General features: G+C 68.9%; 25 protein-coding genes, 1 tRNA gene and 1 pseudogene. 14 read left to right on the top strand and 13 right to left on the bottom strand.

What is annotated here, in order from left to right:
- The gene (locus H1Q64_RS00690; RefSeq protein WP_237903975.1) at positions 1–732 is read right to left on the bottom strand and encodes an SDR family oxidoreductase; all 732 of its coding nucleotides are present in this window, start codon (positions 730–732) and stop codon (positions 1–3) included.
- A gap of 107 nt (positions 733–839) precedes the next feature.
- On the opposite strand from H1Q64_RS00690, the gene H1Q64_RS00685 reads away from it, so the two are divergent.
- A complete protein-coding gene (locus H1Q64_RS00685; RefSeq protein WP_237903974.1) occupies positions 840–1,760 on the top strand; it encodes a LysR family transcriptional regulator in 921 nt (306 codons plus the stop codon).
- Here the strand turns inward: H1Q64_RS00685 and H1Q64_RS00680 are convergent.
- Positions 1,746–2,516, bottom strand: coding sequence for an SAM-dependent methyltransferase (locus tag H1Q64_RS00680; RefSeq protein ID WP_237903973.1), 771 nt, complete (start codon positions 2,514–2,516; stop codon positions 1,746–1,748). The two genes, H1Q64_RS00685 and H1Q64_RS00680, sit on opposite strands and share 15 nt — an antisense overlap.
- A gap of 766 nt (positions 2,517–3,282) precedes the next feature.
- Positions 3,283–4,719 carry a hybrid sensor histidine kinase/response regulator gene (locus H1Q64_RS00675; protein ID WP_237903972.1) on the bottom strand — a complete coding sequence of 479 codons (1,437 nt, stop codon included), beginning with the start codon at positions 4,717–4,719 and terminating at the stop codon, positions 3,283–3,285.
- Positions 4,720–5,261: 542 nt separating this feature from the next.
- Here H1Q64_RS00675 and H1Q64_RS00670 point away from each other — a divergent pair.
- From H1Q64_RS00670 to H1Q64_RS00660, 3 genes are all read left to right on the top strand, one after another.
- A complete protein-coding gene (locus tag H1Q64_RS00670) occupies positions 5,262–5,642 on the top strand; it encodes a hypothetical protein (protein WP_237903971.1) in 381 nt (126 codons plus the stop codon).
- Between the two features lie 259 nt (positions 5,643–5,901).
- Positions 5,902–6,306 (top strand): response regulator, encoded by a 405-nt coding sequence (locus H1Q64_RS00665; RefSeq protein ID WP_014239878.1) that lies wholly within the window; start codon positions 5,902–5,904, stop codon positions 6,304–6,306.
- An 8-nt stretch (positions 6,307–6,314) separates the two neighbouring features.
- Positions 6,315–6,677: a hypothetical protein gene (locus H1Q64_RS00660; RefSeq protein WP_237903970.1), complete on the top strand. Its 363-nt coding sequence runs from the start codon at positions 6,315–6,317 to the stop codon at positions 6,675–6,677.
- Positions 6,678–6,764: 87 nt separating this feature from the next.
- Here H1Q64_RS00660 and H1Q64_RS00655 read toward each other — a convergent pair.
- From H1Q64_RS00655 to H1Q64_RS00645, 3 genes are all read right to left on the bottom strand, one after another.
- Positions 6,765–6,850: transfer RNA gene (locus H1Q64_RS00655), tRNA-Tyr, on the bottom strand.
- A gap of 149 nt (positions 6,851–6,999) precedes the next feature.
- Entirely contained in the window at positions 7,000–7,644 is a 645-nt protein-coding gene (locus tag H1Q64_RS00650) for a nitrogen fixation protein NifQ (protein ID WP_237903969.1), read from the bottom strand.
- Positions 7,645–7,763: 119 nt separating this feature from the next.
- The gene (locus tag H1Q64_RS00645; RefSeq protein ID WP_014239881.1) at positions 7,764–8,207 is read right to left on the bottom strand and encodes a CoxG family protein; all 444 of its coding nucleotides are present in this window, start codon (positions 8,205–8,207) and stop codon (positions 7,764–7,766) included.
- Positions 8,208–8,299: 92 nt separating this feature from the next.
- Here H1Q64_RS00645 and H1Q64_RS00640 point away from each other — a divergent pair, with 92 nt between their 5' ends.
- Complete coding sequence (locus H1Q64_RS00640; RefSeq protein WP_237903968.1) at positions 8,300–8,719, top strand: secondary thiamine-phosphate synthase enzyme YjbQ; 420 nt, start codon at positions 8,300–8,302, stop codon at positions 8,717–8,719.
- A gap of 19 nt (positions 8,720–8,738) precedes the next feature.
- Here the strand turns inward: H1Q64_RS00640 and H1Q64_RS00635 are convergent.
- Positions 8,739–9,122, bottom strand: a pseudogene (locus H1Q64_RS00635) (YkvA family protein); the annotation flags it as partial.
- A gap of 15 nt (positions 9,123–9,137) precedes the next feature.
- On the bottom strand, positions 9,138–10,448 hold the full coding sequence (locus tag H1Q64_RS00630) for a lytic murein transglycosylase (RefSeq protein WP_237903967.1): 1,311 nt from the start codon (positions 10,446–10,448) through the stop codon (positions 9,138–9,140).
- Positions 10,449–10,678: 230 nt separating this feature from the next.
- On the opposite strand from H1Q64_RS00630, the gene H1Q64_RS00625 reads away from it, so the two are divergent.
- From H1Q64_RS00625 to H1Q64_RS00610, 4 genes are all read left to right on the top strand, one after another.
- Positions 10,679–11,029: a hypothetical protein gene (locus tag H1Q64_RS00625; protein ID WP_237903966.1), complete on the top strand. Its 351-nt coding sequence runs from the start codon at positions 10,679–10,681 to the stop codon at positions 11,027–11,029.
- A gap of 34 nt (positions 11,030–11,063) precedes the next feature.
- Positions 11,064–11,834 carry a DUF72 domain-containing protein gene (locus H1Q64_RS00620; protein ID WP_237903965.1) on the top strand — a complete coding sequence of 257 codons (771 nt, stop codon included), beginning with the start codon at positions 11,064–11,066 and terminating at the stop codon, positions 11,832–11,834.
- A gap of 44 nt (positions 11,835–11,878) precedes the next feature.
- On the top strand, positions 11,879–14,536 hold the full coding sequence (locus H1Q64_RS00615) for a DUF2339 domain-containing protein (protein WP_237903964.1): 2,658 nt from the start codon (positions 11,879–11,881) through the stop codon (positions 14,534–14,536).
- Positions 14,537–14,618: 82 nt separating this feature from the next.
- The gene (locus tag H1Q64_RS00610) at positions 14,619–15,926 is read left to right on the top strand and encodes a hydroxyacid-oxoacid transhydrogenase (protein WP_237903963.1); all 1,308 of its coding nucleotides are present in this window, start codon (positions 14,619–14,621) and stop codon (positions 15,924–15,926) included.
- Positions 15,927–15,978: 52 nt separating this feature from the next.
- On the opposite strand, the gene H1Q64_RS33750 is transcribed toward H1Q64_RS00610, so the two are convergent.
- Entirely contained in the window at positions 15,979–16,746 is a 768-nt protein-coding gene (locus tag H1Q64_RS33750) for a phage tail protein (protein ID WP_269145346.1), read from the bottom strand.
- A gap of 48 nt (positions 16,747–16,794) precedes the next feature.
- Entirely contained in the window at positions 16,795–17,562 is a 768-nt protein-coding gene (locus H1Q64_RS33745; protein ID WP_269145345.1) for a phage tail protein, read from the bottom strand.
- A gap of 336 nt (positions 17,563–17,898) precedes the next feature.
- Here H1Q64_RS33745 and H1Q64_RS00580 point away from each other — a divergent pair, with 336 nt between their 5' ends.
- Both H1Q64_RS00580 and H1Q64_RS00575 read left to right on the top strand, forming a co-directional pair.
- The gene (locus H1Q64_RS00580; RefSeq protein WP_237903961.1) at positions 17,899–18,975 is read left to right on the top strand and encodes a CgeB family protein; all 1,077 of its coding nucleotides are present in this window, start codon (positions 17,899–17,901) and stop codon (positions 18,973–18,975) included.
- A 401-nt stretch (positions 18,976–19,376) separates the two neighbouring features.
- On the top strand, positions 19,377–20,459 hold the full coding sequence (locus H1Q64_RS00575; RefSeq protein WP_237903960.1) for a glycosyltransferase: 1,083 nt from the start codon (positions 19,377–19,379) through the stop codon (positions 20,457–20,459).
- Positions 20,460–20,470: 11 nt separating this feature from the next.
- On the opposite strand, the gene H1Q64_RS00570 is transcribed toward H1Q64_RS00575, so the two are convergent.
- A complete protein-coding gene (locus H1Q64_RS00570) occupies positions 20,471–21,583 on the bottom strand; it encodes a GNAT family N-acetyltransferase (RefSeq protein ID WP_237903959.1) in 1,113 nt (370 codons plus the stop codon).
- Between the two features lie 98 nt (positions 21,584–21,681).
- On the opposite strand from H1Q64_RS00570, the gene H1Q64_RS00565 reads away from it, so the two are divergent.
- The gene (locus H1Q64_RS00565) at positions 21,682–22,173 is read left to right on the top strand and encodes a GNAT family N-acetyltransferase (protein ID WP_237903958.1); all 492 of its coding nucleotides are present in this window, start codon (positions 21,682–21,684) and stop codon (positions 22,171–22,173) included.
- Positions 22,174–22,281: 108 nt separating this feature from the next.
- Here H1Q64_RS00565 and H1Q64_RS00560 read toward each other — a convergent pair whose 3' ends face one another.
- Positions 22,282–22,497, bottom strand: coding sequence for a hypothetical protein (locus tag H1Q64_RS00560; RefSeq protein ID WP_149167433.1), 216 nt, complete (start codon positions 22,495–22,497; stop codon positions 22,282–22,284).
- A gap of 368 nt (positions 22,498–22,865) precedes the next feature.
- Positions 22,866–23,120, bottom strand: coding sequence for a hypothetical protein (locus H1Q64_RS00555; protein WP_237903957.1), 255 nt, complete (start codon positions 23,118–23,120; stop codon positions 22,866–22,868).
- Between the two features lie 209 nt (positions 23,121–23,329).
- Between H1Q64_RS00555 and fumC the strand changes: the two genes are divergently transcribed.
- Together fumC and H1Q64_RS00545 are read left to right on the top strand one after the other, a co-directional pair.
- Positions 23,330–24,730, top strand: a complete 1,401-nt coding sequence (gene fumC, locus H1Q64_RS00550; RefSeq protein WP_237903956.1) for a class II fumarate hydratase — start codon at positions 23,330–23,332, stop codon at positions 24,728–24,730.
- 19 nt (positions 24,731–24,749) lie between these two features.
- On the top strand, positions 24,750–24,953 hold the full coding sequence (locus H1Q64_RS00545) for a ribbon-helix-helix domain-containing protein (protein ID WP_014239903.1): 204 nt from the start codon (positions 24,750–24,752) through the stop codon (positions 24,951–24,953).
- The last annotated feature ends 32 nt before the right edge of the window (positions 24,954–24,985 follow it).

Genomic DNA, 24,985 nt, shown 5'->3' with positions numbered 1-24,985 from the left:
TCAATGGCTGGCCGTGGGACGGACCACGATCTCGTTGGTGTCCACGTCGTCCGGCTGCTCGATGGCGTGCAGGATGGCCCGCCCGATGGCGTCCGGCTTGATGGAGACGGCGCGGTAGCTCCGCATCAGCTCCTCGGCCTCCGGGTCGGTGATGGTGTGGGCCAGCTCCGATTCCACGACACCGGGGCAGACGCAGGTGACGCGCAGCCGCTCGTTCTCCTGGCGCAGCCCGTCGGAAATGGCCCGCACCGCGTATTTCGTCGCGCAGTAGACGGCGGCGGTCGGCGACACGGCGAGCGCCCCGATGGAGGCGATGTTGATGATCTGGCCGAAGCCCTGGCCGTTCATGACCGGCAGCACCGCGGCGATGCCGTAAAGGACGCCGCGGATGTTCACGTCGATCATGCGGTCCCATTCCTCGACCTTCAGCGAGGCGATGGGGGACAGCGGCATGACCCCGGCGTTGTTGACCAGCACGTCGATGCGCCCGAACCGCTCCTGCGCGAAGGCGGCGAAGGCCGCCATGTCCGCGCGGCTCGTCACGTCCAGCGCGCGGACCTCGGCGGTCCCGCCCCCGGTCCGGATGTCGGCGGCCAGGGCCTCCAGCCGGTCCGTCCGGCGGGCGCCGAGCACCAGCTTCGCCCCGGCGGCGCCGAGGACGCGGGCGGTGCCTTCGCCGATGCCGCTGGAGGCGCCGGTGATGAGAATCGTCTTGTCGGTGATCGCGGTCATATCGTGCTCCCTTCCGTCGATCGTTGCGGTGACGGAGAAAAGCTATGATCAACCGTTCGATAGTTCGAGTTGCCAATCGTGAACAGGCTGGTTAGGTTCTCTAACCAATGAGCGATCCTTTCGAAGGCATGGCGGCGTTTCTGGCGGTGGCCGAGACGCTCAATTTCCGTCGGGCGTCCGAGCGCCTGGGCGTCACCCGCTCCGCCGTCAGCCAGGCGGTCCGCCGGCTGGAGGACCGTATCGGCGTGCCGCTTCTTCAAAGGACGACGCGCAGCGTCCGGCTGACCGACGCGGGCGCGCATCTGCTGGCCGCGACGCGCCCGGCGCTGGCGGAGATCGGCACGGCGCTGGAGGTCATCGCCTCGGCGCATGGGGCGCCCGGCGGCATGCTGCGGCTGGCCGTCTCGTCCATCGCGGAAAGCATTCTGGAGGGCGAGGCACTGGCCGGCTTCCTGGCCGCCTACCCATCGGTCGGCATCGACATCCTGGTGACCGACGAGGAGTTCGACATCGTCGCGGCGGGTTTCGATGCGGGTGTCCGGCTGGGCGAGGCCATCGAGCAGGACATGATCGCGGTCCCGGTCTCCGCCCCGCAGCGGCAGCTGGTGGTAGCCTCACCGGCCTATCTGGCGCTGGCCGGCCGCCCCGTTCACCCGCGCGATCTTCTCGCCCACCGTTGCATCGGCTGGCGTCCGGCGCCGGACGTGGCGCCCTACCGCTGGGAGTTCACCGAGGACGGCCGCGACTTCGATATCGCGGTGAACCCGAGGGTCGCGACCAACGACATGGGGATGATGGTCCGGCTGGCCCTGGCCGGCGCCGGGATCACCTGCGGCATGGAGGAGACCTTCCGGCCCCATCTGGAACGCGGCGCGCTGGTGGCCGTCCTGGAGGCGTTCTGCCCGCCCTTTGCCGGCTTCCATCTCTACTACCCCAGCCGCCGGACGGTGCCGCCGCGGCTGCGCGTCCTCATCGATCATCTGCGGGCGCGGAACGGTGTGTCGCCGAGAGCGTCACGTCTGGGGTGAGTCGAGGCGTTGCCGCGGCATCAGCGCGAAAACGCCCCAGCCCAGATAATCCCGCGTGTGGGTGGCGTAGCGCACCGGTTCCGAAGTCAGTTTGGCTCGAACGTCCTCCGCGAGGTCGTCGCCGGGATTGGCGTCCAGCCAGCGGCGCATGGTCAGCCATTTGGCCGCCTCGTAGCGGTCCCAGCCGTCCTGGTCGGCCAGAACCATCTCGACGACGTCGCAGCCAAGGCGGCCGAAGGACGCGAGAAGCTCAGGGAGCGTGAGGAAGTCGGCGATGGCGTTGGCGAGGCACCCCTTGGCAATCTCTTCCGTCGGCGGCATCCGCCTCCAGTAGGGCTCGCCGACGAGGATGATCCCTCCGGCGCGCAGGCTCCGCGTCAGAAGCCCGACCGTGCCGGCGACACCACCGGCAATCCAGGTGGCACCGACACAGGCGGCCACATCGACTTTCTCGTCGGAAACGTATCCGGCGGCATCGCCATGGATGAACGTGACACGATCGGCGACCCCGAGTTCGACGGCACGGAGCTTCGCTTGCTCGGTGAACAACCGGCTCATGTCGATGCCAGTGCCGACGATGCCATGATCGCGTGCCCAGCTGCACAGCATCTCCCCCGAACCGCTGCCGAGATCAAGCACCCGGGCTCCCGATTCCAGACGTAGCGCGGCGCCGAGCGCGGCGAGCTTTTCCGGTGTGATCGGGTTGTGAATGCGGTGAGCGCTTTCACTGATGTTGAATATTCGAGGAATGTCCACTTTGGGAGACGTCCTTGAACGGATGCTGGGAGTGGGCGGACTCGCCTTGGCACGAAGGCGGCGGTCCGGCGAGCGAGAGTGGTGGAGTGATGGCTGCGCGGAATTGCAGGATAACCTGCGGGGCGCGTCTCAACAAGTTCTCACCAGGGTTGTGTCAAGCTCCGCGCTTGAACGGGCCTGCGTTTCCGGAGACCGCCCCCACAGCTTGCGGCTCGCGTCCCAACGTATGGCTACCTGGAAACGGAAACGGCGGGTACCGGAACCCTGAGGCCCCAGCGCCCGCCTTCTTTTCTGGAATGCGCTCCGGCCCCGCCGCCTCAGCCGAACCATTATTAGAATTCATGATCGCCCCTGTGTTTAAAATTGCAATATATTACAATGTACGGCGTATTAATGCATTGCAAATTATTAAAATCGTGGAAGTTGTGACGCGAAACAGTCGTGGTTTTATTATCATGTTCTGTGCGTAAAAGAACATAACGCTAGAAAAAGTAGCGAAGTGGGAAATTTGTCAGCAAGCACTGCGCCCTGTTTGCTACTGATCGCATTTCGCCGAGGTGCATCGGTGATAGGGGAGGCGGCCAATCATCCACGGTCAGATTTCCTTCCTTCTGCGCACGGAGGCACCAAGCCATTTGCTGCATTTGCCGAGAGGATCTGGGAAATCCTCGTGATGAATGGACACGTCCCAAGGGGGCGCCTGTTTCCGTTCCAGGGCTACGGTTGTCGGCAGGAGTTGCGGATCCGCTCCCGCAGCTCCCGACAGTCACGGGTCCATGACGTCGCCCAGCGTGGCGGCGAGGTCGCCGGGCTCCACCGGCTTGTGCAGCAGGCGGCAACCGATGGAGCGCGCCTCGCGCAGCCGCTCCGGCGCCGTGTCGCCGGTGATGATGACCACCGGCACATCCCAGCGGCTCCGTACAAGCTCGGCCACCTTGCGGCCGGTCTGGCCGCCGGGCAGGCGATGGTCGGCCAGCACCACATTGGGGCGGTTGCGCATCCGGGGCAGGCGGGCAGCCAACTCCTCCGCCGAGCCGACGGCCGTCACCTGGACGCCCCAGCGTTTCAGCAGCATGGTCATGGCATGGCGTACCCGCTCGTCGTCCTCCACCAGCAGCACCCGCCGGCCCTTCATCCGGTCCGTTGGCGATGCCGTCACCGCCGCGCTGGTGGCGGCGACGGCCATGGCGCGCGCGGCAGCGGTCAGGCGGCGGTCGGGTTGGGGGGGGAGGGCGGCGCGCGGAACGGTCACCATGAAGACCGTGCCCCGACCGACCTGCGACCGCAGGTCCAGCGTCAGGCCGAGCAGCCGCGCCATGCGGGCCACCAGCGGCAGGCCGAGGCCGAAGCCCTTGGCCGCGCTGCGCTCCGGGTTGTCGAGCTGGTGGAACTCCTCGAAGATGGCGTCGCGGGCGTCGGGGGGAATGCCCCGTCCGTCGTCCCACACCTGAAATTCCAGCGCATCGGGGCGACGTCGGCAGCCCAGAAGAACACGTCGTCCGTTTCCCCCCCCGTGACGGATGGCGTTGGACAGCAGATGGGTCAGTATCCGTTCCAGCAACCGCGGGTCGGTCCGCACCGCCACGCCGCAGGGGTGGACGTGCAAGCTCGTCCCCTCGGTCGTTGCGCTCTCCCGGAACTCCTGGGCCAGACGGCGCATCAGCGCGTCGGGTCTGAATTCCGTGACCACGACGTCCACCGCGCCGGCTTCCAGCCGGGCAAGGTCCAGAAGGCCGCTCAGCATACCGCTCAGGCTGTCGATGGAGGCCTGGAGCAGATCCGCCGCCTCTCTGGCCGAGGGGTTGGAGCCGACGGCGCCACGCAGAATGTGGGCATAGAGCGCCGCCGCCTGGATCGGCTGGCGCAGGTCGTGGCTTGCGGCGGTCAGAAAGCGCGCCTTGGCCCGGTCGGCGCGCTCCGCCGTCTCATGGGCACGGCGCAGTTCCTCCTCCCGAGCGGTGCGGCGGTCTTCGGCGCGGTGAAGCCGGTCGCGGAGCCGCCCCATCTCGCGGCGCTGCTCGACTAGTTCGGCGGCCAGACGCGCGCTTTCCTCGACCAGACGGCTGGCGTCGCGCTGCAGACGATCCGCGGTCCGGACCCCCTCGGCAAGGTTGCGGTTCAGCGCTTCCAGGCTGTCCCGCAACGCCTTGCCGGTGGTTGATCCACCCCTGTCCGGTTCATCCGAGTCCGCATGTTTCGGCATATATGTCTCCACGATGGCCCCCGCTCACCGCCGCACAACAACTTCCGGCTCTTGAATCCGCATGCTTCAGGTGACAACAGCGCAGAACAGGAATTGTTTTCGCGGACATGACGATTCGCGCGCGTGCAAGGGTCCCAATCATCGCTTCTAGGCTGTCGGTTGCGGAGCAGCGACACGCTGTGCCCAAAAGGGCGGCGGATTGTCGCATATACGACATGTCCTGGTTGCGCGGGGAGCTCAGCCTGCGGCACCGGAACGGTCGCTGCGCTGTTGAATCCCGTGGCGCCGTTCCGGCGCCGATACGGACGCCACAGGCTGACCAGATGGAGTTTCAAAGCGATGCAGGAACCCGGCGATGGGAAGGGGCGGCCCTGCGTCGCAGCCGCCCTTCGCTGGCACACCGATTGCTTTGTAAGCAAACGGATGCAGGTTTCCATCATACGGGATGTTTCTTGACCTTGTTCGCTTGGCGAACGATCTAACGTCCCTGGCGCCTGCGCGGCCCGTGGCTGGTGCATTTGGAGGCAGGTTTGATCAACCCTATGATTACGGCCACCGCCGGCTGGTCCGAGGCGGTGGAGGAGCGGGCGCAGCGCTTGCTCCGCTATCAGGTCGGGACCGAAGGGCCGGACGGTGCCCCGGTGACCGTGCAGACCATGTTCGAGCGCTGCGGCTTCACGCCGGTCGCCAGCGCCCGTTTCCTGATGTGCATCCCGCCGTTGACGGCGATGCACGAGCTGACCAAGACCGTCACGCGCTTCCGCATCGACGGCGAGGTTTGCCCGGACCCGACGGGCATGGCGAAAGCGGCCTTGTCCTTTGCCGGGCGCGCGGTGGCGGTGCATGAACTGCACCCAGAGCGCCGGTTCGTCGCCGGCGTCATTTCCTCCCTCCTGGGGTTGCAGGGTCCCAGCCGGCGGTAGGGTCGGGCGATCGCCGGAGGTGCCTTCGATTCATGCGGATAACCAAGGGCCGTGCGGTTCCGCGCGGCCCTTTGCCGTTCCATGCCGCCGGAAATCCGCCATTCTTTAAAAGTTGTAACCGTCCTTTGGTTGCTCGTTCAGCGGAGTCGCATTATCAGTGTTCGGCTGTACGACCATGGGCTGGGTCCACCGGTTCTTGGCCAGTTCTTTGACCAGCTCCCTGGCCAGTTCCCGGGCTCGGGCGAAGGAGGGTGCCGCGATGGACAGGAAGCCGGTCGATTACGGGCAGTACAGCATTCTGGTCATCGAAGATCAGCCCTTCGTGCGCCGGACCATCATGCAGATCCTCTCGCAGATCGGCTTCCGCTCGATCGCCGAGGCCGACAACGGGGAGACCGGCATGCGGGAATGCATCCGCGCCACCCCGGACGTGATCGTCTGCGACATCGACATGAAGCCGGTGTCCGGCCTCCAGTTCCTGGCTGAGCTGCGGGCCAGCGCGGAGGTGCGGAACCGCCGCACGCCGGTGGTCTTCCTGACCAACCACACGGAATCCGAAATCGTGAAGAAGGCCATGTCCCTGGGTGTCAACGGCTTCGTCGTGAAGCCGCCGTCCTTCGGTGCCCTGAAGGAGCGGGTGGACCGTCTGCTGGCCGGCAAGTGAGGAAGAGGATGGGGGGCGTGGTGCGGCGTGCGGTGCTGTGCGGTCTGGCGGTGCTGCCGCTGGCCGCCTGTTCAGGAGAGCCGGGCGAGTCTGACATGCGCAAGCTGGTGGAAACGCACACCCGGCGGGCACTGGACGGCCAGGGGCAGGGCGGCTTCCGCGGTTTCGAGGGCTTCCGCAAGCAGGGCTGCGTCGATACCAAATACCGGAACGGCGCCCCGAAGCCGGACGACAAGCAGTATGATTGCTATTACGCGGCGACCTTTGCGCCGCAGCCGGGTGTGCCGGCGATGACCGTGAACGGAAAAGGCCGCTTCACCCGCACCGACAAGGGCCTGACCTTCGAGGATCTGGGAGCGCAGCCACGTTGATATGGCGCGCTGATGCGGCAACAGTTCAGCGTTGTCTGGAAAAGGAAACGGCCGGCCATGACCCTGTCATGAACCGGCCGCGTCAGATGGTGGAAGGGGCTGGATTTGAACCAGCGTACGCTTACGCGGGCAGATTTACAGTCTGCTGCCTTTAACCACTCGGCCACCCTTCCGCTGATGCTTGACGCGACCATCGGAGACCTGCCGTTCATCGGGCCTTGCTTGGCCTTCCGTCCGGCGGGTGGCGTTATCTAACGGGTGACGGCGCTCCGGTCAAGCGGCTTTCTTCACCGGCAACGCATCTTTGTTCAGGCACCTTCGTTCAGGCCCCCTCGCCACGGGCCACGCGGGCCAGGGTGCTCAGCGGGTCGCCGTCCTCCGCGCTGAAGCAGGCGCTGAAGTCGTCGCACACCTCGCAGTTCGGGGATTTGCAGAGCATCAGCCCCTCGCGCTCGCACAGTTGGCGGTAGAAGAATTTCTTCCATTTCATGTCGCCGCTGTTCAGCGCGACCAGCGACGGGAAATGGCGGCGGAACATGGCGTTCAGCTCCCGCCGGTTGGCGAAGCCCATGTCCTGCCAAAGGTGATTCGGCCCCAGCGTGCGGCGGGCGACGATGGCGGCCAGCCATTCCTCCTCGACGGTCCCGGCGGCGCGGTGGTCGAGCAGGAAGGCTCGCAGATCCTCCTCCTCGATGGCGTCCTCGCCGCTGCCGTCAGGCAGGGTGGGGAGGAGATGGGCGAAGCCCGTCGCATGCCGTCGGATCACTTCGGCCAGCGCGCCGCGGGGCAGTCCCAGGGACGCTGTGACGCCGCCGGGATGCTGCGCGGCCAGGCCGACGATGCGGGTAAACAGCAGCCGGTCGAGGGCTGGGCCATCCGGAAGGCTGTCCAGTGCATCGGCGGGTGGATGGATGGAGAGGGCCAGGGCCGGATCAGCGATATGGGCAATCACGGTGTCGGCAATCATGTTCGGCGAACTCCCGCATCGGGGGGTTGTTCGGTCATGACCATGATGGTGGATCAAATTCCCGCAACTGCGAAGTGGTTTTTTGCGGGTGCGTTGTCGAGGCTTCCCCGGCATCCGCGTCAGCCGTTCAGGACCTCGGCCGTGAAGCGCTCGAAAAAGCCGTCGATGACGCGGTCGGCCTTGGCCTTGACCAGCTTGACCGCCAGACGGCCGACGGCCCCGCCCAGCGCCGCCGCGAGTGTGAAGGACAAGTGGGTGTGGCCGTCCACCTCCTCCAGCGTGATGCGGGCCTCGCCCTTGACCGCCCCGGCAAGACCGCCCTTGCCTTCGGCGTAGAGAATGTAGAAGCGCGGCGCGTCCTCCGGCGCTACCCGGACGTTGCCGGCAAAGCGCGCGTTCAGCGGCCCGACCGTGGCGCGAACGCGCGCGGTGTATTCGGTGGGCGACAGCCGGTCCATCTCCTCCAGCACCGGGATGCAGCGTTGCAGCACGGCGGGATCGCAGAGCGCGGTGAAGACCCGCTCGCGCGCCGCCGGAATCCGGTACTGGCCGTTCAGTTCCATGAATCACCTGTTGTTGGTCGGGAACGCCAAGCGATTTGGTGTATGGATGACCCGCTTCCAAGACGCGCAATCGAGCACGGAGGGCGACAAACATGCGGCAGGCCGTCACAACGCTGACCACCCAAACCCACGGCCAGGGGCTGGTCGAGGTGACCGAGCCGGTGGCCCGCTGGGTCGCCACCCAGGGCATGGAGACCGGTCTGCTGACGGTCTTCTGCCGGCACACCTCGGCCTCGCTGGTGATCCAGGAGAACGCCGACCCGAGCGTGCGCGGCGACCTGGAGCGCTTCTTCAAGCGGCTGGTGCCGGAAGGCCCCGCGCTTTACGACCACATTCTGGAAGGGCCGGACGACATGCCCGCCCACATCCGCAGCGCGCTGACCACGGTGCAGCTGTCCATCCCCGTGCTGGAGGGGCGGATGGCGCTGGGCACCTGGCAGGGGATCTATCTGTTCGAGCACCGCCGCCGGCCCCACGAGCGGACCCTGGCGCTGCATCTGCTGGGCGAATGAGGGGACGGCGTCCGCGCCTCTACCCCAGCCAGCCCTCGACATAGGGTTCGAGCCACCAGAACAGGGCGACGGCGGCGACCAACCAGATCCCGACCATCAGAGCGGCGGCGGTGTAGCTGACCGGCCGGTCGGCCAGCCGGGCGGCGGTGGCGCGGTGTTCCTCCAGCACCGCCGCCGGGATCAGACGGATGACCAGCAGGATGCCGAGCGGAACGATCAGCAGGTCGTCCAGGTAGCCCAGAACCGGCACGAAGTCGGGGATCAGGTCGATGGGGCTGAGCGCGTAGGCCGCCACCGCGGCGGCGGCCACGCGGGCGTACCAGGGCGTCCGCGGGTCGCGCGCCGCCAGGTAGAGCGCGATCACGTCGCGCTTGATCCGCCGCGCCCAGCCCTTCGCCGCCGCCAGCATCGCGGCCTGTCAGCCCGCCGCCGGGACGGGAGCGGCGGACTGGCGCAGCCGTTCCAGCAGGGACTTGGTGGCGAAGCCGTCGGGCACGGCGCCGATCGATTGCTGGAAGCGGCGCACGGCGTTGCGGGTGTTGGCGCCGACGATGCCGTCCGCCGTCCCCGGCTCCATGCCCAGCGAGGCCAGCCGCTCCTGAAGCTCGATCCGTTCGTCGCGGCTCAGCGCCGGTTCGTGGCGCGGCCAGCTTCCCTGGACGCCGGAACGACCCGCCAGACGGTCGGACAGCAGCGCCACCGCCAGCGCGTAGCTGGTGGAGGGGTTGTACTTCATGATCGCCCGGAAATTCTCCCGGACCAGGAAGGCCGGACCCTGCGCCCCGGCGAGCATCAGGACGGCGGCCCGCTCCTCCTCGCCGCCGCTCAGATCGCCGCCGTTGACCGGCCGCACGCCGAGGCGGCGCCATTCGGAGACCGGTTTGGTGATGTTGTATTCGGCCTGCTCGTAGGGGAAGCCGGCGGGCAGGGTGACTTCCTCGCCCCAGCGCTCCCCGGTGCGCCAGCCGTTGGCCTGCACGAACTTCGCGGTGGAGGCGAAGACGTCGGGCAGGCTGCCCCAGATGTCGCGCCGCCCGTCGCCGTCCTCGTCGGTGGCGTGCTTCAGGAAGATGGTCGGCATGAACTGAGTCTGGCCCATGGCGCCGGCCCAGGAACCGCTCATCCGCTCCGGCGGGATGTCGCCGCTGTCGAGGATGCGCAGGGCGGCCAGCAGCTCCGTCCGGAAGTAGCTGGCGCGGCGGCCCTCATAGGCCAGCGTGGTCAGCGCGTCGACGACGGAGAAGCCGCCGGTGAAGTTGCCGAAGTCGGTCTCCACGCCCCAGAAGGCCACCAGGATCTCCGCCGGGACGCCGGAGCGCTGGCTGATGCGGCGCAGCAGCGCGCCGTTGTCCTGGATGCGCTGGCGCCCGGCCTGGACGCGGCGGTCGTTGACCGCGCTGTCCAGATACTGCCAGGGCTGGCGGTTGAACTCCGGCTGGGAGGAATCCAGCTCGACCACCCGGTCCGACAGCTTCACGTTGGCGAAGGCGCGGTCGAAGGTCTGGGCGCGGATGCCCTGGCCGAGCGCCTCGGCGCGCAGGGACTTCAGCCAGTCGGCAAAGCTGACGGCGGGCTGGACCGGGGCCACGCTGGCCGGGGCGGCGGCGGACGCCTTCGCGATTCCGGACGTGGTGGTGGCCGACACGGGCGGGGCGCCCGTCGTCTGGCAGCCGGCCAGGATCGTGGTGGCGAGCAGGAGGCGGACGGGAAGGGACAGCAGGGGGCGCATGCGCTCTCGTGACCATCAGGGAAAAGCTGAGCCGGAGCCTAGGACGGACGGCCCTTTCACTCAACGGACAAGTTCAGGGGACACAGCTCGAATAACCGTTCAAGCAGCCTGGGCTTAACCGTGAACAAAACTTGAACAAACGGGCTGAAATCCCCATATCTAGGGCATTCCGAAACCAGAGACGAGACGTTCGCGGCCCGCCCCCCGGCGCGCCGCCGAGAGGGTTCGCCATGCCGTATTTTCCGACCATCGAACTCACCCCGCAGGTGTCCCTGCTGCTGGCGCGGGGGGCTCTGCGCCTGAATCCCGGCCAGTGGGTGCGGGGTCCGAAGGGGCATGGCCGCTACCTGCGCACCGACCCGCGGACCGGCACCACCTATGTGAGCTGGCTGCGCCCCGGCGATGATTGGGAAACCGCGTCGCAGCGCTTCAGCCGGGCCTGCCAGAAGGGCTTCATCGGGCGCTACCGCGGCGGCTACGAGGCGGAGAAGGCGCGCCGGGAGATGGCCCGCCTGATCGCCGGCGCCGACCGCACGGAAGGCTTCCCTTTGCGGGACGAGCGGCAGCCGACGCTGTTCTAAGGCGGGAACGCACGCGCCCAGGGAGAGCAGAGGCTTGGCCGAAGGGACCATCAACGCCATCCGCATCGGCTGCGCCGGCTGGAGCATCCCGAAGCCTTCCGCCCCGGCCTTCCCGGCGGAGGGCACGCATCTGGAGCGCTACGCCCGCGTCTTCCCGATGGTGGAGGTCAACAGCCGCTTCTACCGCCCGCACAAGCCGGAGACCTGGGAGCGCTGGGCGGCCTCGGCGCCGCCGGACTTCCGCTTCGCGGTCAAGCTGCCGCGCGCGATCACGCACGAGCAGCGGCTCAAGGACTGCGCCGCCGCGCTGGAGCATTACCTGTACGAGGTCGGGCATCTCGGCGACCGGCTGGGGCCGCTGCTGGTGCAGTTGCCGCCGACGCTGCGCTTCCAGCCGGCGGTGGCCAGACCCTTCTTCGCGGCCCTGCGCGAGCGGTTCGCCGGCCTCGTCGTCTGCGAACCGCGCCACCCGAGCTGGTTCGCGGCGGAGCCGGACCGGCTGCTGGTCGAGCACGCCGTGGCCCGCGCCGCCGCCGACCCGGCCCCGGTGCCCGCCGCGGCGGAGCCGGCGGGCTGGGACGGCTTCCGTTACTGGCGGCTGCACGGCTCGCCGGTGATGTACCGCAGCGCCTACCCGCTGGACGTGCTGGCCCGGCTGGCCCGGCGCTTCCGGGACGAGGCGCGGGAGCGGCCGGTCTGGTGCGTCTTCGACAACACGGCGGACTTTCACGCGGTTGACGATGCGCTGACGCTGATGAGCCGTTTGGGTGCCTCCACAGGTCAGAGAGACAAGCCCGGCGCCTGACCGCTATCGTTGCGCGAACGCAAGCGCAGCCGGGGCGGTCGGGCATGGACGTCATTCTTCTGGTGCTGATCGGGGCCATCGTCGCCCACCGGTTCAACCGCCGGCTGACGGCGCAGGAGCGCGAGATCGCCCGGCTGCGGCAGGCGCTGGAGCGGGTGCAGGGGCCGGTGACGGTCAACGCCGCGCCGGTCGACGTTCCCGCCGCGGGCGCCGCCGTCATGGCGGAGGCTCCGCCGGAGCCGCCGCCGATCCAACCGCCGCCGATCCACCCGCTCCCGGAGCCGACTCAACCCCCGCTGTCCGTGTGGAGCCGGCTGGAGGACGCTCTGGCCGGGCGCTGGCTGATCTGGCTGGGCGGGGCCACGGTCGCGCTGGCGGCGGCCTTCTTCATCAAGATGTCGATCGAGCAGGGCTGGCTCGGCCCCGGCGTGCGCGTCACGCTCGGCCTGCTCTCCGCCGCGGCGCTGATGATCGGCGGCGAATGGCTGCGGCAGCGCGGCGGAGGGGCGGAGCCGGGTGGCCGCGATCCGGTGCCCCCGGCCCTGACCGCGGCCGGGCTGTTCACCGGCTTCGCCAGCGTCTATGGCGGCTATGTGCTTTACGACCTGTTCGCCCCGTCGCTGGCCTTCGCGCTGCTTGGCGGGCTGGCGGCGCTGGGCATGGCGCTGTCGCTGCTCCAAGGGCCGTACATCGCGGCGCTGGGGCTGCTCGGCGGCTTCGCGACGCCGCTGCTGGTCTCGTCCATCGGGGGATCGGCGTGGGGGCTGTTCGCCTATCTGCTGGCCCTGTCGGGCGCCGGCATGACGGTGGTGCTGTGGCGCGGCTGGCGCTGGCTGGGGCTGGGCACGCTGATCGGGGCGGCGGGCTGGGTGCCGGTCTGGTACATCGGCGGCTGGAACGCCGGCGATGCCCTGCCGGTGGGGATCTATCTGCTGCTGACCGCCGGGCTGTTCCTGATGCCGGCCCTGCTGGCCGGGCCGGTCGAGGCGATGCCGCGCACCACCCTGTTCGACCTGCTGCGTTGGAGGGGGCGCCCGCGCGCTGACCGTCTGGCCGTCGCGGCGGTGGCGGTGCTGGGGCTGCTGATGGCGATGCTCGTCACCGTGGACGGCCACCGCAGCGGGTCGCTGGTGATGCTCGCCCTGTTCGGGCTGCTCTGCGTCGCGGCGGGGCGGCGGATCGAGCGGATCGCCGGCGTTGCATGGATCGGCGCGCTGGCGGTTCTGCTGGCCTTCGCCGGCTGGACGGCGCCGCGCTGGCCCCTGCCGCCGCCCGACGTCACCGCGGATGGGCATCCCATCGTGCCTCCTCCCGGTTCCGGGTTGCCGCTTCAGTCCGGACGGTTCCTGTGGGCGGTGGGCGGCTTTGCCATGCTGTACGGGATGTGCGGCTTCATCGCCTTGTGGCGGTCGACGCGGGCGGCGCTGTGGTCGTCGCTGGCGGCCTGGATGCCGGTGGTGCTTCTGGCGCTCGCCTATTGGCGGCTGGACCCGCCGCAGGCCGACACGCTGTGGCCGGTGGCGAGCCTCGCGCTGGCGGCGCTGCTGGTCGCCGGAACCGGCCCGCTGGCCCGCCACCGCCACCAGCCGGGCGTCAGTCTTGGGCTCGCCGCCTTCGCCGCCGGGGCCGCCGGGGCGCTCAGCCTCGGCGCCGTCATGATGCTGCGCGAGGCGTGGCTGACCGTGGCGCTAGCGGCACAGGTGCCGGTGCTGGCGTGGCTGGAGCGGCGGATGGGGCTGCGCTCGCTGCGCGCGGTGATCCTGCTGGTGGCGGGCGCCGTGCTGGTCCGGCTGGCGCTGAACCCGTCCGTGCTGGAGTATGGGGAGGACGGGCTCGGCTGGATCGTCTACGGCTACGGCCTGCCGGCGGCGGGCTTCTTCCTGGCCGCCCATTGGCTGCGCTCCGCCCCGGACGGCAGGGGCGATGACGGGGTGGTCGCGCTGCTGGAGGCCGGCGGGCTGGCCTTCGTCACGCTGCTGCTGTCCCTCGGCATCCAGGCGCTGACCCGCGGCACGCTGGACGAGCCGCCCGACACGCTGCGCGAGGTGGCGCTGCACACGCTGGTCTGGCTGGCGCTGGCCCTGCTGCTGGCGACGGGGCGGCGCTGGCGGACGCGGCCCGTGGCGGTGTGGGGACGGCGCATCCTGGCCGGGCTGGCGGCGCTCCAGGCGGCGGCGCTGCATCTGGTCGTGCTGAACCCGCTGTGGAGCGACGAGGCGGTTGGCGCGTGGCCGGTGGCGAACACGCTGCTGCTCGCCTATGGGCTTCCGGCCCTGCTCGGGCTGCTGTTCCTGTGGGTGGAGCCGTTGACGGCCCGCCTGCGTCCGTGGGTCGCGCTGCTGCCTCTGGTGCTGCTCGGGACGAATCTGGCGCTGGAGATCCGCCACGCCTTCCAAGGACCGGTGCTCTCCGGCCCGGAGCTGCCGGACGCCGAATGGTACGGCTATTCCGTCGGTTTCCTGGTGGCGGCGGTGCTGATGCTGGTGGCCGCCCTGCGGTACCGGCTGGGCTGGCTGCGCCACGCCGCGATGGCGCTGATCCTGGCGGTGGTCGCCAAGGTCTTCCTCAGCGACATGGCCGAGCTGGGCGGGCTGTACCGCGTCGCCTCCTTCCTCGGGCTCGGGCTGAGCCTGATCGGCGTCGGCTATCTCTACCGCCGGCTCCAGGGCACCGCGCCGCAGGGCGGGCAAACAATCGCCTGAGCGAACGGTCGGGTTGACAGGCGGCCTCCCTCGCGCTCCGATGATGGCAACGAACGCAGAAAAGCCAGGGAGGCCCGAAGTCATGACCAGCCCCATCGCCCATCCCATCCTGCCGAACGGTGACAGCGGCTTCACGGTGGAGGCCGCGTCGATGAAGTTCGGCCGCGGCATGCTGGCGGAGGCGGGGAGCGACGCCAAGGCCATGGGGATGCGCCGGGTGGCCCTGTTCACCGACCCCCATGTGGCGGAGATCGCCCCCTTCGCGGCAGCGCTGGAGTCGCTGAAGGCGGCCGGGCTGGACGTTGCGGTTTACGACCGCTGCGCGGTGGAGCCGACCAGCGCGTCCTTCCTGGAGGCGGCGGACTTCGCCCGCGACGGCCGGTTCGACGGCTATGTCTCGGTCGGCGGCGGGTCGGTGATCGACACGGCCAAGGCGGCCAACCTCTACGCCACCCACCCGGCGGACTTCCTCGCCTACGTCAACAAGCCGCTGGGCGAGGGGCGCCCGGTGCCGGGTCCGGTCAAGCCGCACATCGCCTGCCCGACGACCTGCGGCACTGGCAGCGAGACGACCGGCGTCGCTATCTTCGACCACGTGGAGATGCGGGTGAAGACGGGCATCTCTTCCCGCTATCTGCGGCCGAATCTGGCGCTGGTCGACCCGGCGACCATCGACAGCCTGCCGCCGGGCGTCATCGCCTCCACCGGCTTCGACGTGCTGACCCACGCCATCGAGAGCCACACCGCGCGGTCCTACCGCTCCCGCCCGAAGCCCGACGCGGCCAACCCGCGCCCGCCCTACCAGGGCGCCAACCCCTGGTCGGACATCGGCAGCCTCCAGGCGATCCGGCTCGGCGGGCAGTATCTGGAGCGCGCCGTCAACGACCCGGCGGACGAGGAGGCGCGTGACGCCCTGATGTTCGCGGCGACTCTGGCCGGTCTGGCCTTCGGGAACGCGGGCGTTCACATCCCGCACGCCATGTCCTACTCCGTCGCCGGAATGAACCACCGCTTCACGGCGCGTGGTTACGAGAAGGCAAACCCGATGGTGCCGCACGGCATTTCGGTGGTGCTGAACGCGCCGGCCGCCTTCCGCTTCACAGGTTCCGCCGAGCCCGAGCGCCATCTGCGCGCCGCGGAAGCGCTGGGGGCGGAGGTCCGCGACGTGTCCCCGGCGGACGGCGGCGCCGTGTTGGCCGCCCGGCTGATCGCCATGATGCGGGCGACCCATCTGCCCAACGGCCTGTCGGCGCTCGGCTATGGCGCGGCGGACATCCCGGATCTGGTGCGCGGCGCGATGGCGCAGCAACGGCTGCTGACCATTGCGCCCCGCCCGGTGACGGAGGAGGACCTGCGCGGGCTCTACGCCGACGCCATGGTCTATTGGTGAGCGCAACCGGTGGGCGGCCCCTTCCTGTGGGAAGAGGTCGCCCACACCGGTGCTACGGACGGTTCGGGTACAGGCCGACGGTGGCGATGCAGACGGTCTGCCCGATCGCCGGGGACTGGGTGGAGACCTTCTGGGTGGCGCCGGCCGACGCGGGGGCGACCGCCACGGTCCCACCGGTGATGCCGGTGTTGGGAACCGTGATGGAACCGCTGGCCGTGCCGGCGACCTTGGCGCCCGTGCCCGGGCCGCTGGTGTTGTACGGTCCCTTCAGGGTGACGCCGGCACCGCCGTCGTCGATCGAGGTGTCGCCGAGATAGACGGTGCCCGAGGTCGGGGCCGACACCGGGGTGCCGCCGTTGGTGATGGGAACGCTGACGGTGCCGGTGAAGGGAACGGTGGTCGAGCCGCCCGACCCGCCGCCGGTGCCGGTGAAGGTGGCGGTGTGGGTGTGCGGCTGCAGCGGGACCTGCGCCGCCGACAGCAGAAGCTCCTGCTGGCCGACCTTGGCGCCGATGGCGATGTTCGCCAGGCCGGGGCCGGTGCCGGACCCGATGGCGGCGCGGCCGCGCAGGTCGGGGATGCCGAAGAGATCCGCGTTGTTGCCGCCGTAGCGGTAGCCGATTAGGGCGAACAACGCCTGGTTCTCGCGGACCGCCAGCGTGCGGCCGTCGGCCACCACATAGCCCTGCGGGCACCAGTCGAACGAGTAGGTGCAGATGGTGCCGATGTAGGGCTCCACATTGCAGGCGGCGGCGGGGGTGCTGAACAGAGCCAAGCCGCCGGTCATCGCAAAGGCGGCGGAGAGGAGAAACTTGCGCATGGTGGGTCCTCGGCGTTGGGAGGGTTCGGATTCCGGGTCCGCGATCCGTTACGGACGGTTCGGGTAGAGGCCGTTGGCGACGATGCAGACGGTCTGTCCGATCGCCGGGGACTGGGTGGAGACCTTCTGGGTGGCGCCGGCCGACGCGGGGGCGACCGCCACGGTCCCACCGGTGATGCCGGTGTTGGGAACCGTGATGGAGCCGCTGGCCGTGCCGGCGACCTTGGCGCCCGTGCCCGGGCCGCTGGTGTTGTACGGTCCCTTCAGGGTCATGCCGGCGCCGCCGTCGTCGATCGAGGTGTCGCCGAGATAGACGGTGCCCGAGGTCGGGGCCGACACCGGGGTGCCGCCGTTGGTGATGGGAACGCTGACGGTGCCGGTGAAGGGAACGGTGGTCGAGCCGCCCGACCCGCCGCCGGTGCCGGTGAAGGTGGCGGTGTGGGTGTGCGGCTGCAGCGGGACCTGCGCCGCCGACAGCAGAAGCTCCTGCTGGCCGACCTTGGCGCCGATGGGGATGTTTATCAGGCCGGGGCCGGTCCCGGTGCCGATGGGCGCGCGGCCGCGCAGGTCGGGGATGCCGAAGGTTGTCGCTTTGTCGCCGCCGTAGGTAAAGCCGACCAGGGCGAACAGCGCCTGATACTGATTGATCGCCAGCGTCCGGCCATCGGCAGGGACGTAATTGCGGGGACACCAGTCGAACGCGAAGGTGCAGACGGTGCCGATGTACGCCTCGTCGTTGCAGGCGGCGGCGGGGGTGCTGAACAGAGCCGTCCCGCTTGCCATCGCAAGCGCGGCGGTGAAAAGAGCCTTGCGCATGATGTGTCCTTCGCGTTGGGATTGTTTTTTGAACTTTGACGACCGGTTGTCACACAAGTGAATGATTTTATTTTTTCACGAACTTACTATCTCATATCCCGCTTAGGTGGTTAAACGACATTTTTATACAAATTTGTTCATCATTGGGTCGTTTTTGCAATCGACACGCAAAGCTTGCAGCGCCGGCGGGGGAACCGGCCTGCCGGCCGCGACGGCGGACCCCTTGGGCACCCCCTCCGCGCGGTTCCGGCGGCCGGAACACGATCGGACGGGGCACGTTGTTCCGGAAGGGCCATCGGGATGGAGGCCCGGGGGCGGAGGCATGGCGCCAACATCATGAAAATCATCATCTTCGGACAATCCATCAGCTCCTCGTGGGGCAACGGGCACGCCACCCTGTGGCGGGGGCTGGTCAAGGCCCTGGCGCGGCGCGGCAACCGCGTCGTCTTCCTGGAGCGCGACACGCCTGAACGGGCGGAGCACCGCGACCTGTGGGACATCCCCGGCGGGGAGCTTCTGCTCTACGACCGCTGGGAGAATGTGGCGGAGGTGGCGCGGCGTCACGCCGACGAGGCGGACGTCGCGATGGTGACCTCCGGTTGTGTGGACGGGGCGGTGGCCTCCCACCTCGTGCTGGGATCGAAGGCGCAGCGCACGGTCTATTACGACCTCGACACGCACATCACCCTGTCCCGCTCCGAAACGGGGGAGCGGCCCGCTTATCTGCCGCCGGAAGGGCTGGGCGGATTCGACACCGTGCTGAGCAGCACCGGCGGGCAGGCGCTGGAGGCGCTGAAGACGCAATTGGGCGCACGGTTCGTGGCGCCGCTCTACGCCTGGGTCGACCCGGACCTGCACCGTCCCGCTGATCCGGTGCGGCGCTATCTCGGCGACCTCTGCCACCTCGGCGCCTGGGTCGAGGACCGGCGGGCGGCGCTGGAAGCGCTGTTCATTGAGCCGGCCCGGCGGCTGGGACGGCGGCGCTTCGTCCTGGCCGGCGGCGGCTATCCGGACGACGCGTCCTGGGGGGGCAACATCCAGCGCGTCCGGCATCTGCCTCCGGCGGAGCACGCGGCCTTCTTCTGCTCCTCCACCCTGACGCTGAACGTGACGCGCCGGTCCCTGAAGGCGATGGGCTGGTGCCCGTCCGTCCGGCTGTTCGAGGCGGCGGCCTGCGGCGTTCCGGTGATCTCCGACGAATGGGAGGGGATCGGCGCCTTCTTCGAGCCGGGGCGCGACATCCTGGTCGCGCGGGAGACCGACGACGTGACCACGGCGTTGATGCTGCCGCGCGGCCATCTTTCCACGCTGGCCCAGCGCGCGCGGTCGCGCGTTCTGGAGGAACACACGGCGGAACGGCGCGTGCGGGAGCTGCGCTCCATTCTCGACATCAAGGGGGGCGGCGATGATTGATCCGACGTTCCCCGGTTGTCCGGCTTGCCTCTCTTGGAAGTAAGCCTCCCTGGGCGCTCTGGCCGTCCGGTCGGGTTCCCGGTTCCGAGGTCGGCAACCCGGTGCAGGACGGCTATCCCTTTCGCGAGTCGATCCACTTCCAATACCCCGGTTACCGGAAGCCCTTTTTCGTAGAAAACAAAGAGGGGGCTATCGCGGCAGGACTGTCCCGATTCCGGCTGTTCTCCGGGCCGCCAAGATGTCGGAGAGAAAGAAGGGCGTGCGTCAGACAATAAGTTCCAATGAATAACACCACAGGGACATGGGATGAACGAAGCGGTGAAGCGTAGGAACAGCCCGGCAGGAGAACGTCACCCGAGCGTCGGCGCCCCTTCAGGCCTTCCTTTCCTGGAGGCGCTGCGATGGCATTGACCATTCTCACCGTGGCGTCGCCCTTTGCCCCGATCGGCGCCGATCCGGAAAACGAAGGCACGGCGGAGCAGGTGGCCGGCGCCATCGACGCCGCCCTGGTCCGCGCCGGGCACCGCTCGATCGTCATCGCGCCGGAGGATTCGGCAGTGGCCGGGACGCACATCCCGCTGGCGCGCGTCCATGGCGGGGCGCATGGGCAGGCGCCGGACGAGCGGGCGCAGGCGGCCGTTCTGAGGCGCGTCGCCACCGTGGTCGCCGGAGCGGTGGCGGACCACGCACCCGACCTCGTCCACCTCCATGTCCGGGACTTCGAAGCCCTGCTGCCGCCGCAGGATGTGCCGGTCCTGGCGACGCTCTACGAGCCGCTGGACCGCTACCGGCCGGAGGCCCTGGCGTCGCGGCGGGCGAAGCTGCACCTCCAGCCGGTGTCCGCCGCGCAGGTGCGCGGAGCCTCGCCGGGGCTGACGTTCCTGCCGCCGCTGGAGATCGGGGTGGCGGTGGACCGCCTGCACATCCGGGTGCCGAAGCGTCGCTTCGCCGTCTGCCTGGGCGACATCGAGCCGGAGATGGGCTTCCACATCGCGCTGGACGCGGCGCGGCAGATCGACATGCAGCTTCTTCTCTGCGGCGGCCTGTCCCGCGGCGCGGAGGAGCAGCGCTACCTTCAGGAGGAGATCCGGCCCCGGCTGGACCCCAAGCGCCGCTTCCTCGGGCGGATCGGCTTCGGGCGCAAGCGCTGGATGCTGGGGGCGGCGCGCTGCCTGCTGGCGCCCAGCCTGATGTCGGAGCCGACCCCCGTCGCGGCGCTGGAGGCGCTGGCCTGCGGCACCCCGGTGGTGGCCTTCCCCACCGGAGCCCTGGCCGACCTCGTGGAACCGGGCGTCACCGGCTTCCTGGTCAAGGACGCCGAGGAGATGGCCCGCGCCATCGAGGACTGCGAGGGCTTGGACCCCGACGCCTGCCGCGCCGTCGCCCGCGCCCGCTACTCGCTGGACGGCATGACGGAACGTTATCTGGCGCGCTTCGAGGAGCTGGTCGCGGGAGGGAAGGCGGCAGTGGCGGGGGTGGCGTAGCGCCCCTTCCTTTACGACTTGGCTCCATAGAGCTTTGCCATCGACAGCTGGTCGGCCAGCCGCCCGTCGATCAGGCTGTGGCGGCGGGCAACCGCCTCCTCCTCGAAGCCGTGCTTGGCGTAGAAACGCCGGGCGCGGCTGTTGTGGCCGAACACCCAGAGCGACAGCCGGTGCAGCCGCCGCGCCCGCACCCAGAGGTCCGCCGCGGCGATCAGGCGCTCGCCGACGCCCAGCGCCCAGAAGTCCCGGCGCACCGCCAGCCCCAGACTGGCCTCGTGCGCGGTGCGGGCGTAGGCGCCGATCCACAGCGACAGCGACCCGGCGATGGTCCCGTCCGCGATCGCCAGCAGGGTGGCCGTCCGGTCGCCGATCCTCTGTTCGGCGAGGAAGCGCCGGGCCGCCGCGATGTCCGGCAGGGATTCGGCGGCGCTGCGCATCAGGAAGTGGGTTTCGCTCCGCACCGCGTGGTCGTAGGCGAGGTAGGCGGCGGCGTCCGCGGGCAGGGCGGGGCGGATCTCCAGCCGTCCGATCCGCGCTTGGCGTGGCGCCCCGATGGTCGGGTCGGGGGCCGGAGCGGGCCATTCGGGAATTCCGTCCGCCCCGATGGCTTTGCCCATCAGCCGCTCGCTGCGCCACGCGCCGTTGACGCGCAGGACGTCGCGCATCAGCCCCTCATCGAGAAAGCCGAGCCGTTCGTAAAGGGACAGGGCGCGGCTGTTGCTCTCGGCCACGGTGAGTTCCAGCCGGTGCGCGCCGGTGCGTCGCGCCCAGGTTTCGGCCGCGCCGAACAGCGCGGTGGCGACGCCGCGCCCGTTCCAGTCGCGCCGCACCCCGACCGCCAGGGTCACCGCGCCGCGGTTGCGGCGGAACCGCCCGCCATAAGCGCTGAGGTAGCCGATGAGGTTTGGGGAATGGCTCCCGGCAGTCTCGGCTACGAAGATGGTGGAGTTGCCGGACGCCTGGAAGGCGGCGAGGTCGCGCGCCCAGAAGGGCCGTTCGCCGGGCTCGCGCAGCAGGAAATCGCTTTCCGCGTCGATCCGCGCGACCAGGGCCAGCAGGGCGTGGCGCTCGCCGGGCCGGGCTTCGCGGATGGAAAACCCGCCGATGGTCTGGATGTCCCGCATGGCGCGCAGCCTAGGCCCGCTCAGGACCGATGGCAAAGCGGTTGTTGCCGTGTGGCCGGCGCGGCTATCGTCGCGTCATCGTGAGATCTGGAGTTGCCATGCCCACCGTGACCGTCCGTCCGGCCGTCGAAGCCGATTGCCCGACCATCCTCCGCTTCGTCCGGGAACTCGCCGTGTTCGAAAATGAACCTCACGCTGTGAAGGCGAGCGAGGCGGACTTCCGGCGCGACGGCTGGGGCCAGCGTCCGGTCTTCGAGGCGCTGATCGCCGAACTGGACAGAGAGCCCGTCGGCTTCGCGCTGTGCTTCCGCAATTATTCCACCTGGGAAGGGCAGGCCGGTCTGTTCGTGGAGGATCTCTACGTCACCCCGGAAGCGCGGCGCTATGGCGTGGGCCGCAAGCTGCTGGCGACGGTGGCGAAACTGGCGGACGAGCGGGGCTGCCGCCGTGTCGACCTGAATGTGCTGCACTGGAACCCGGCGCGCGATTTCTATCTGCGCATCGGCTTCAAACAGATGGAGGAGTGGCTTCCCTACCGTCTTACCGGCACTGCGATCGCGGCACTGGCCGCGCAGGCGGATGAGGCTTGAGGGAGCAAACGCGCTGTTCTGTTCCGGTGGGCTGATGGTCGGGGCTTGTCGATGGCCCCGACCTCATCGCCACCACGCTGAACTAACGCCTTGGTCCTGCGGGGACCCTCAGGCGGCCTTGACCGGCATCGCGGCGTTCAGCAGGTCCAGGTAGCCGGACCGCTCCTCGCGCAGGGTGGACAGCAGGTCAGCAAGGCTTTCGCGGACGAAGGGGTCGTTCTGGCCGTCGATCCGGTTCAGCGCCAGCTGGATGAACTCATCGACCAGGGCGATGTGAACGCGAGAGGACGAGGTAATCTGTTCGGTGGTGGTGGCGATCAGCATTTTAAAACTCCGTTTTGTCTTGTGTGTTCGTGATGTCTCTATTTGGCCATGTCCCGGTTAACGACTTACTAACGGGGGCTCTGCGGGGCTGGTGTCTTGAGGGGTAATCCCGCGACCGACAAATATAGGGGGATTTTACCCATAAGTATTACCACTTTTCTTTAAGCAAGCGGGCGCATTTCTGAGGCTGTGAGACTTTTCAAGGACTTCCGTCGAAGGTCGTAGCGACCGGACCGGCATAGGCGGGAGGGAAGCGGAGCCTTAACGGCGGCGTCCGCAAGCCTTAAGCCGCCACGGCGAGGCGTTAACAGGCCGCCTCGCCGGGTGGAGTACATCCTTTGCGGGGCCCGTGCGCCGGGCGTAGCTCCTTACGCGGCGCGCGGCAGCCGGCCCGCGGCGTGGTCAATGCGGTCGGCGCGGTCCAGCGCCTGGGCGACCAGATCGTCGAACAGGTCGTTGACCAAGGCCGACAGGCGCACGGGCGCGCCGCCAAGCTGCGGTCCTTCCATCAGCAGGGAGCCTTCCTCGCCGGGCCCCACCACGCGCCAGCCCTTCGCCGTCATCTCGGCGACGCGGGTTTTGGCGATGAAGGCGCGGACATGGTCCATGGCGAAGTCGCTCATTCGAATCTCCCAGGGCTGGAGAAGGCAGCGGGATGGGGGCGGCAGGGCCGGTCACGCCGAAACGGTAACGCAGGAAACGGAACACAACAAGAACAAATTCGGCGGACCCTTGCCCAAAGGGGATTCCGCGTTGATTCCCCTTGCCCGGCCGGCGATTCGGGAAAAAATGCGCTGACCGGAACGATGTTCGAACCGACGAGGACATGACCATGACCGGCAAGACCGGGATGCGCACCGAGACCGACAGCTTCGGACCGATCGAGGTTGCCGCCGACCGTTACTGGGGCGCCCAGACGCAGCGCTCGCTGCGCAACTTCCGCATCGGCGGGGAGCGCATGCCGCCGGCGCTGGTGCGCGCGCTTGGCATCCAGAAGAAGGCGTCGGCGCTCGCCAACATGGCGCTGGAGGTGCTCGACCCCCGGCTGGGCCGTGCCATCGTCGAGGCGGCGGAGGAGGTGATCGACGGCACGCTCGCCGATCATTTCCCGCTGGTGGTCTGGCAGACCGGCTCCGGCACCCAGTCCAACATGAACGCGAACGAGGTCATCTCCAACCGCGCCATCGAGGCGCTGGGCGGCGAGATGGGGTCGAAGAAGCCGGTCCACCCCAACGACCACGTCAACATGGGGCAGTCGTCCAACGACAGCTTCCCCACCGCCATGCACATCGCCGCGGCCGAGCAGATCCACCACGAGCTTCTGCCGGCGCTGGAGCACCTGCACGCGGCGCTGGCGGCGAAGGCGGCGGAGTTCGCCGACATCGTGAAGATCGGGCGCACCCACCTCCAGGACGCCACGCCGCTGACCCTGGGGCAGGAGTTCTCCGGCTACGCCGCCCAGATCGCCTACGGGATCGAGCGGGTGAAGGCGTCTCTGCCGCAGCTCTACCGGCTGGCCCAGGGCGGCACGGCGGTGGGCACCGGGCTGAACGCCAAGACCGGCTTCGCCGAAGCCTTCGCCGAGGAGGTGGCCTCCATAACCGGGCTGCCCTTCGTCACAGCCGAGAACAAGTTCGAGGCGCTGGCCACCCACGACGCGCTGGTGGACGCGCACGGCAGCCTGAACACGCTGGCGGTGTCGCTGATGAAGATCGCCAACGACATCCGCCTGCTCGGCTCCGGCCCGCGCTGCGGCATCGGGGAGATCGCCCTACCGGAGAACGAGCCCGGCTCCTCCATCATGCCCGGCAAGGTGAACCCCACCCAGTCGGAGGCAATGACTATGGTCTGCGCCCAGGTGATGGGCAACCAGACCACCGTCAGCATCGCCGGCGCCACCGGCCATTTCGAGCTGAACGTCTTCAAGCCGGTGATCGCCTACAACGTCCTCCAGTCGATCCGGCTGCTCGCCGACGCCTGCAACAGCTTCACCGACAACGCCGTCGTCGGCATCGAGGCGAACCGCGAGCGCATCGGCCAGCTGCTGAACGAGAGCCTGATGCTGGTCACCGCGCTGAACCCGCACATCGGCTACGACAACGCGGCGAAGATCGCCAAGAAGGCCCACAAGGAGGGAACGACCCTGAAACAGGCCGGCGTGGCGCTGGGCCTGCTGACCGAGGAGCAGTTCGATCAGTGGGTCAAGCCGGAAACCATGGTGAAGCCCCGGTGACCGGGGCCATGCGCCGTCCATGAAGAAGCGCTCCGTCCTCATCGCTGGGCACCCGACCAGCGTCTCCCTGGAAGAGGAATTCTGGGAGGCGCTGAAGGGGCTCGCACAGGCGCGGGGGATGTCGGTCAACGCGCTGATCGAGGAGATCGATTCGACCCGCAGCGGCAACCTGTCGAGCGCGATCCGGGTCCATGTGCTGAACGCGGTGCAGGGGCGGGGGTAGGGGGTCCTGCCCCCGCCGGGAGCGCCCCTGGA

This window comes from Azospirillum brasilense (assembly GCF_022023855.1).
Classification (GTDB): Bacteria; Pseudomonadota; Alphaproteobacteria; order Azospirillales; family Azospirillaceae; genus Azospirillum; species Azospirillum brasilense_F.
Note: the sequence above shows the minus strand (reverse complement) of the source record. Positions and strands in the feature narration are given on the sequence as shown.

Excerpts from the sequence above, each read along its gene's own strand:
- H1Q64_RS00690 (WP_237903975.1), bottom strand. The coding sequence starts at position 732 with ATGACCGCGATCACCGACAAGACGATTCTCATCACCGGCGCCTCCAGC.
- H1Q64_RS00685 (WP_237903974.1), top strand. The coding sequence starts at position 840 with ATGAGCGATCCTTTCGAAGGCATGGCGGCGTTTCTGGCGGTGGCCGAG.
- H1Q64_RS00675 (WP_237903972.1), bottom strand. The coding sequence starts at position 4,719 with ATGCCGAAACATGCGGACTCGGATGAACCGGACAGGGGTGGATCAACC.
- H1Q64_RS00670 (WP_237903971.1), top strand. The coding sequence starts at position 5,262 with ATGATTACGGCCACCGCCGGCTGGTCCGAGGCGGTGGAGGAGCGGGCG.
- H1Q64_RS00665 (WP_014239878.1), top strand. The coding sequence starts at position 5,902 with ATGGACAGGAAGCCGGTCGATTACGGGCAGTACAGCATTCTGGTCATC.
- H1Q64_RS00660 (WP_237903970.1), top strand. The coding sequence starts at position 6,315 with ATGGGGGGCGTGGTGCGGCGTGCGGTGCTGTGCGGTCTGGCGGTGCTG.
- H1Q64_RS00650 (WP_237903969.1), bottom strand. The coding sequence starts at position 7,644 with ATGATTGCCGACACCGTGATTGCCCATATCGCTGATCCGGCCCTGGCC.
- H1Q64_RS00645 (WP_014239881.1), bottom strand. The coding sequence starts at position 8,207 with ATGGAACTGAACGGCCAGTACCGGATTCCGGCGGCGCGCGAGCGGGTC.
- H1Q64_RS00640 (WP_237903968.1), top strand. The coding sequence starts at position 8,300 with ATGCGGCAGGCCGTCACAACGCTGACCACCCAAACCCACGGCCAGGGG.
- H1Q64_RS00630 (WP_237903967.1), bottom strand. The coding sequence starts at position 10,448 with ATGCGCCCCCTGCTGTCCCTTCCCGTCCGCCTCCTGCTCGCCACCACG.
- H1Q64_RS00625 (WP_237903966.1), top strand. The coding sequence starts at position 10,679 with ATGCCGTATTTTCCGACCATCGAACTCACCCCGCAGGTGTCCCTGCTG.
- H1Q64_RS00615 (WP_237903964.1), top strand. The coding sequence starts at position 11,879 with ATGGACGTCATTCTTCTGGTGCTGATCGGGGCCATCGTCGCCCACCGG.
- H1Q64_RS00610 (WP_237903963.1), top strand. The coding sequence starts at position 14,619 with ATGACCAGCCCCATCGCCCATCCCATCCTGCCGAACGGTGACAGCGGC.
- H1Q64_RS33750 (WP_269145346.1), bottom strand. The coding sequence starts at position 16,746 with ATGCGCAAGTTTCTCCTCTCCGCCGCCTTTGCGATGACCGGCGGCTTG.
- H1Q64_RS33745 (WP_269145345.1), bottom strand. The coding sequence starts at position 17,562 with ATGCGCAAGGCTCTTTTCACCGCCGCGCTTGCGATGGCAAGCGGGACG.
- H1Q64_RS00580 (WP_237903961.1), top strand. The coding sequence starts at position 17,899 with ATGAAAATCATCATCTTCGGACAATCCATCAGCTCCTCGTGGGGCAAC.
- H1Q64_RS00575 (WP_237903960.1), top strand. The coding sequence starts at position 19,377 with ATGGCATTGACCATTCTCACCGTGGCGTCGCCCTTTGCCCCGATCGGC.
- H1Q64_RS00570 (WP_237903959.1), bottom strand. The coding sequence starts at position 21,583 with ATGCGGGACATCCAGACCATCGGCGGGTTTTCCATCCGCGAAGCCCGG.
- H1Q64_RS00565 (WP_237903958.1), top strand. The coding sequence starts at position 21,682 with ATGCCCACCGTGACCGTCCGTCCGGCCGTCGAAGCCGATTGCCCGACC.
- H1Q64_RS00560 (WP_149167433.1), bottom strand. The coding sequence starts at position 22,497 with ATGCTGATCGCCACCACCACCGAACAGATTACCTCGTCCTCTCGCGTT.
- H1Q64_RS00555 (WP_237903957.1), bottom strand. The coding sequence starts at position 23,120 with ATGAGCGACTTCGCCATGGACCATGTCCGCGCCTTCATCGCCAAAACC.
- fumC (WP_237903956.1), top strand. The coding sequence starts at position 23,330 with ATGACCGGCAAGACCGGGATGCGCACCGAGACCGACAGCTTCGGACCG.
- H1Q64_RS00545 (WP_014239903.1), top strand. The coding sequence starts at position 24,750 with ATGAAGAAGCGCTCCGTCCTCATCGCTGGGCACCCGACCAGCGTCTCC.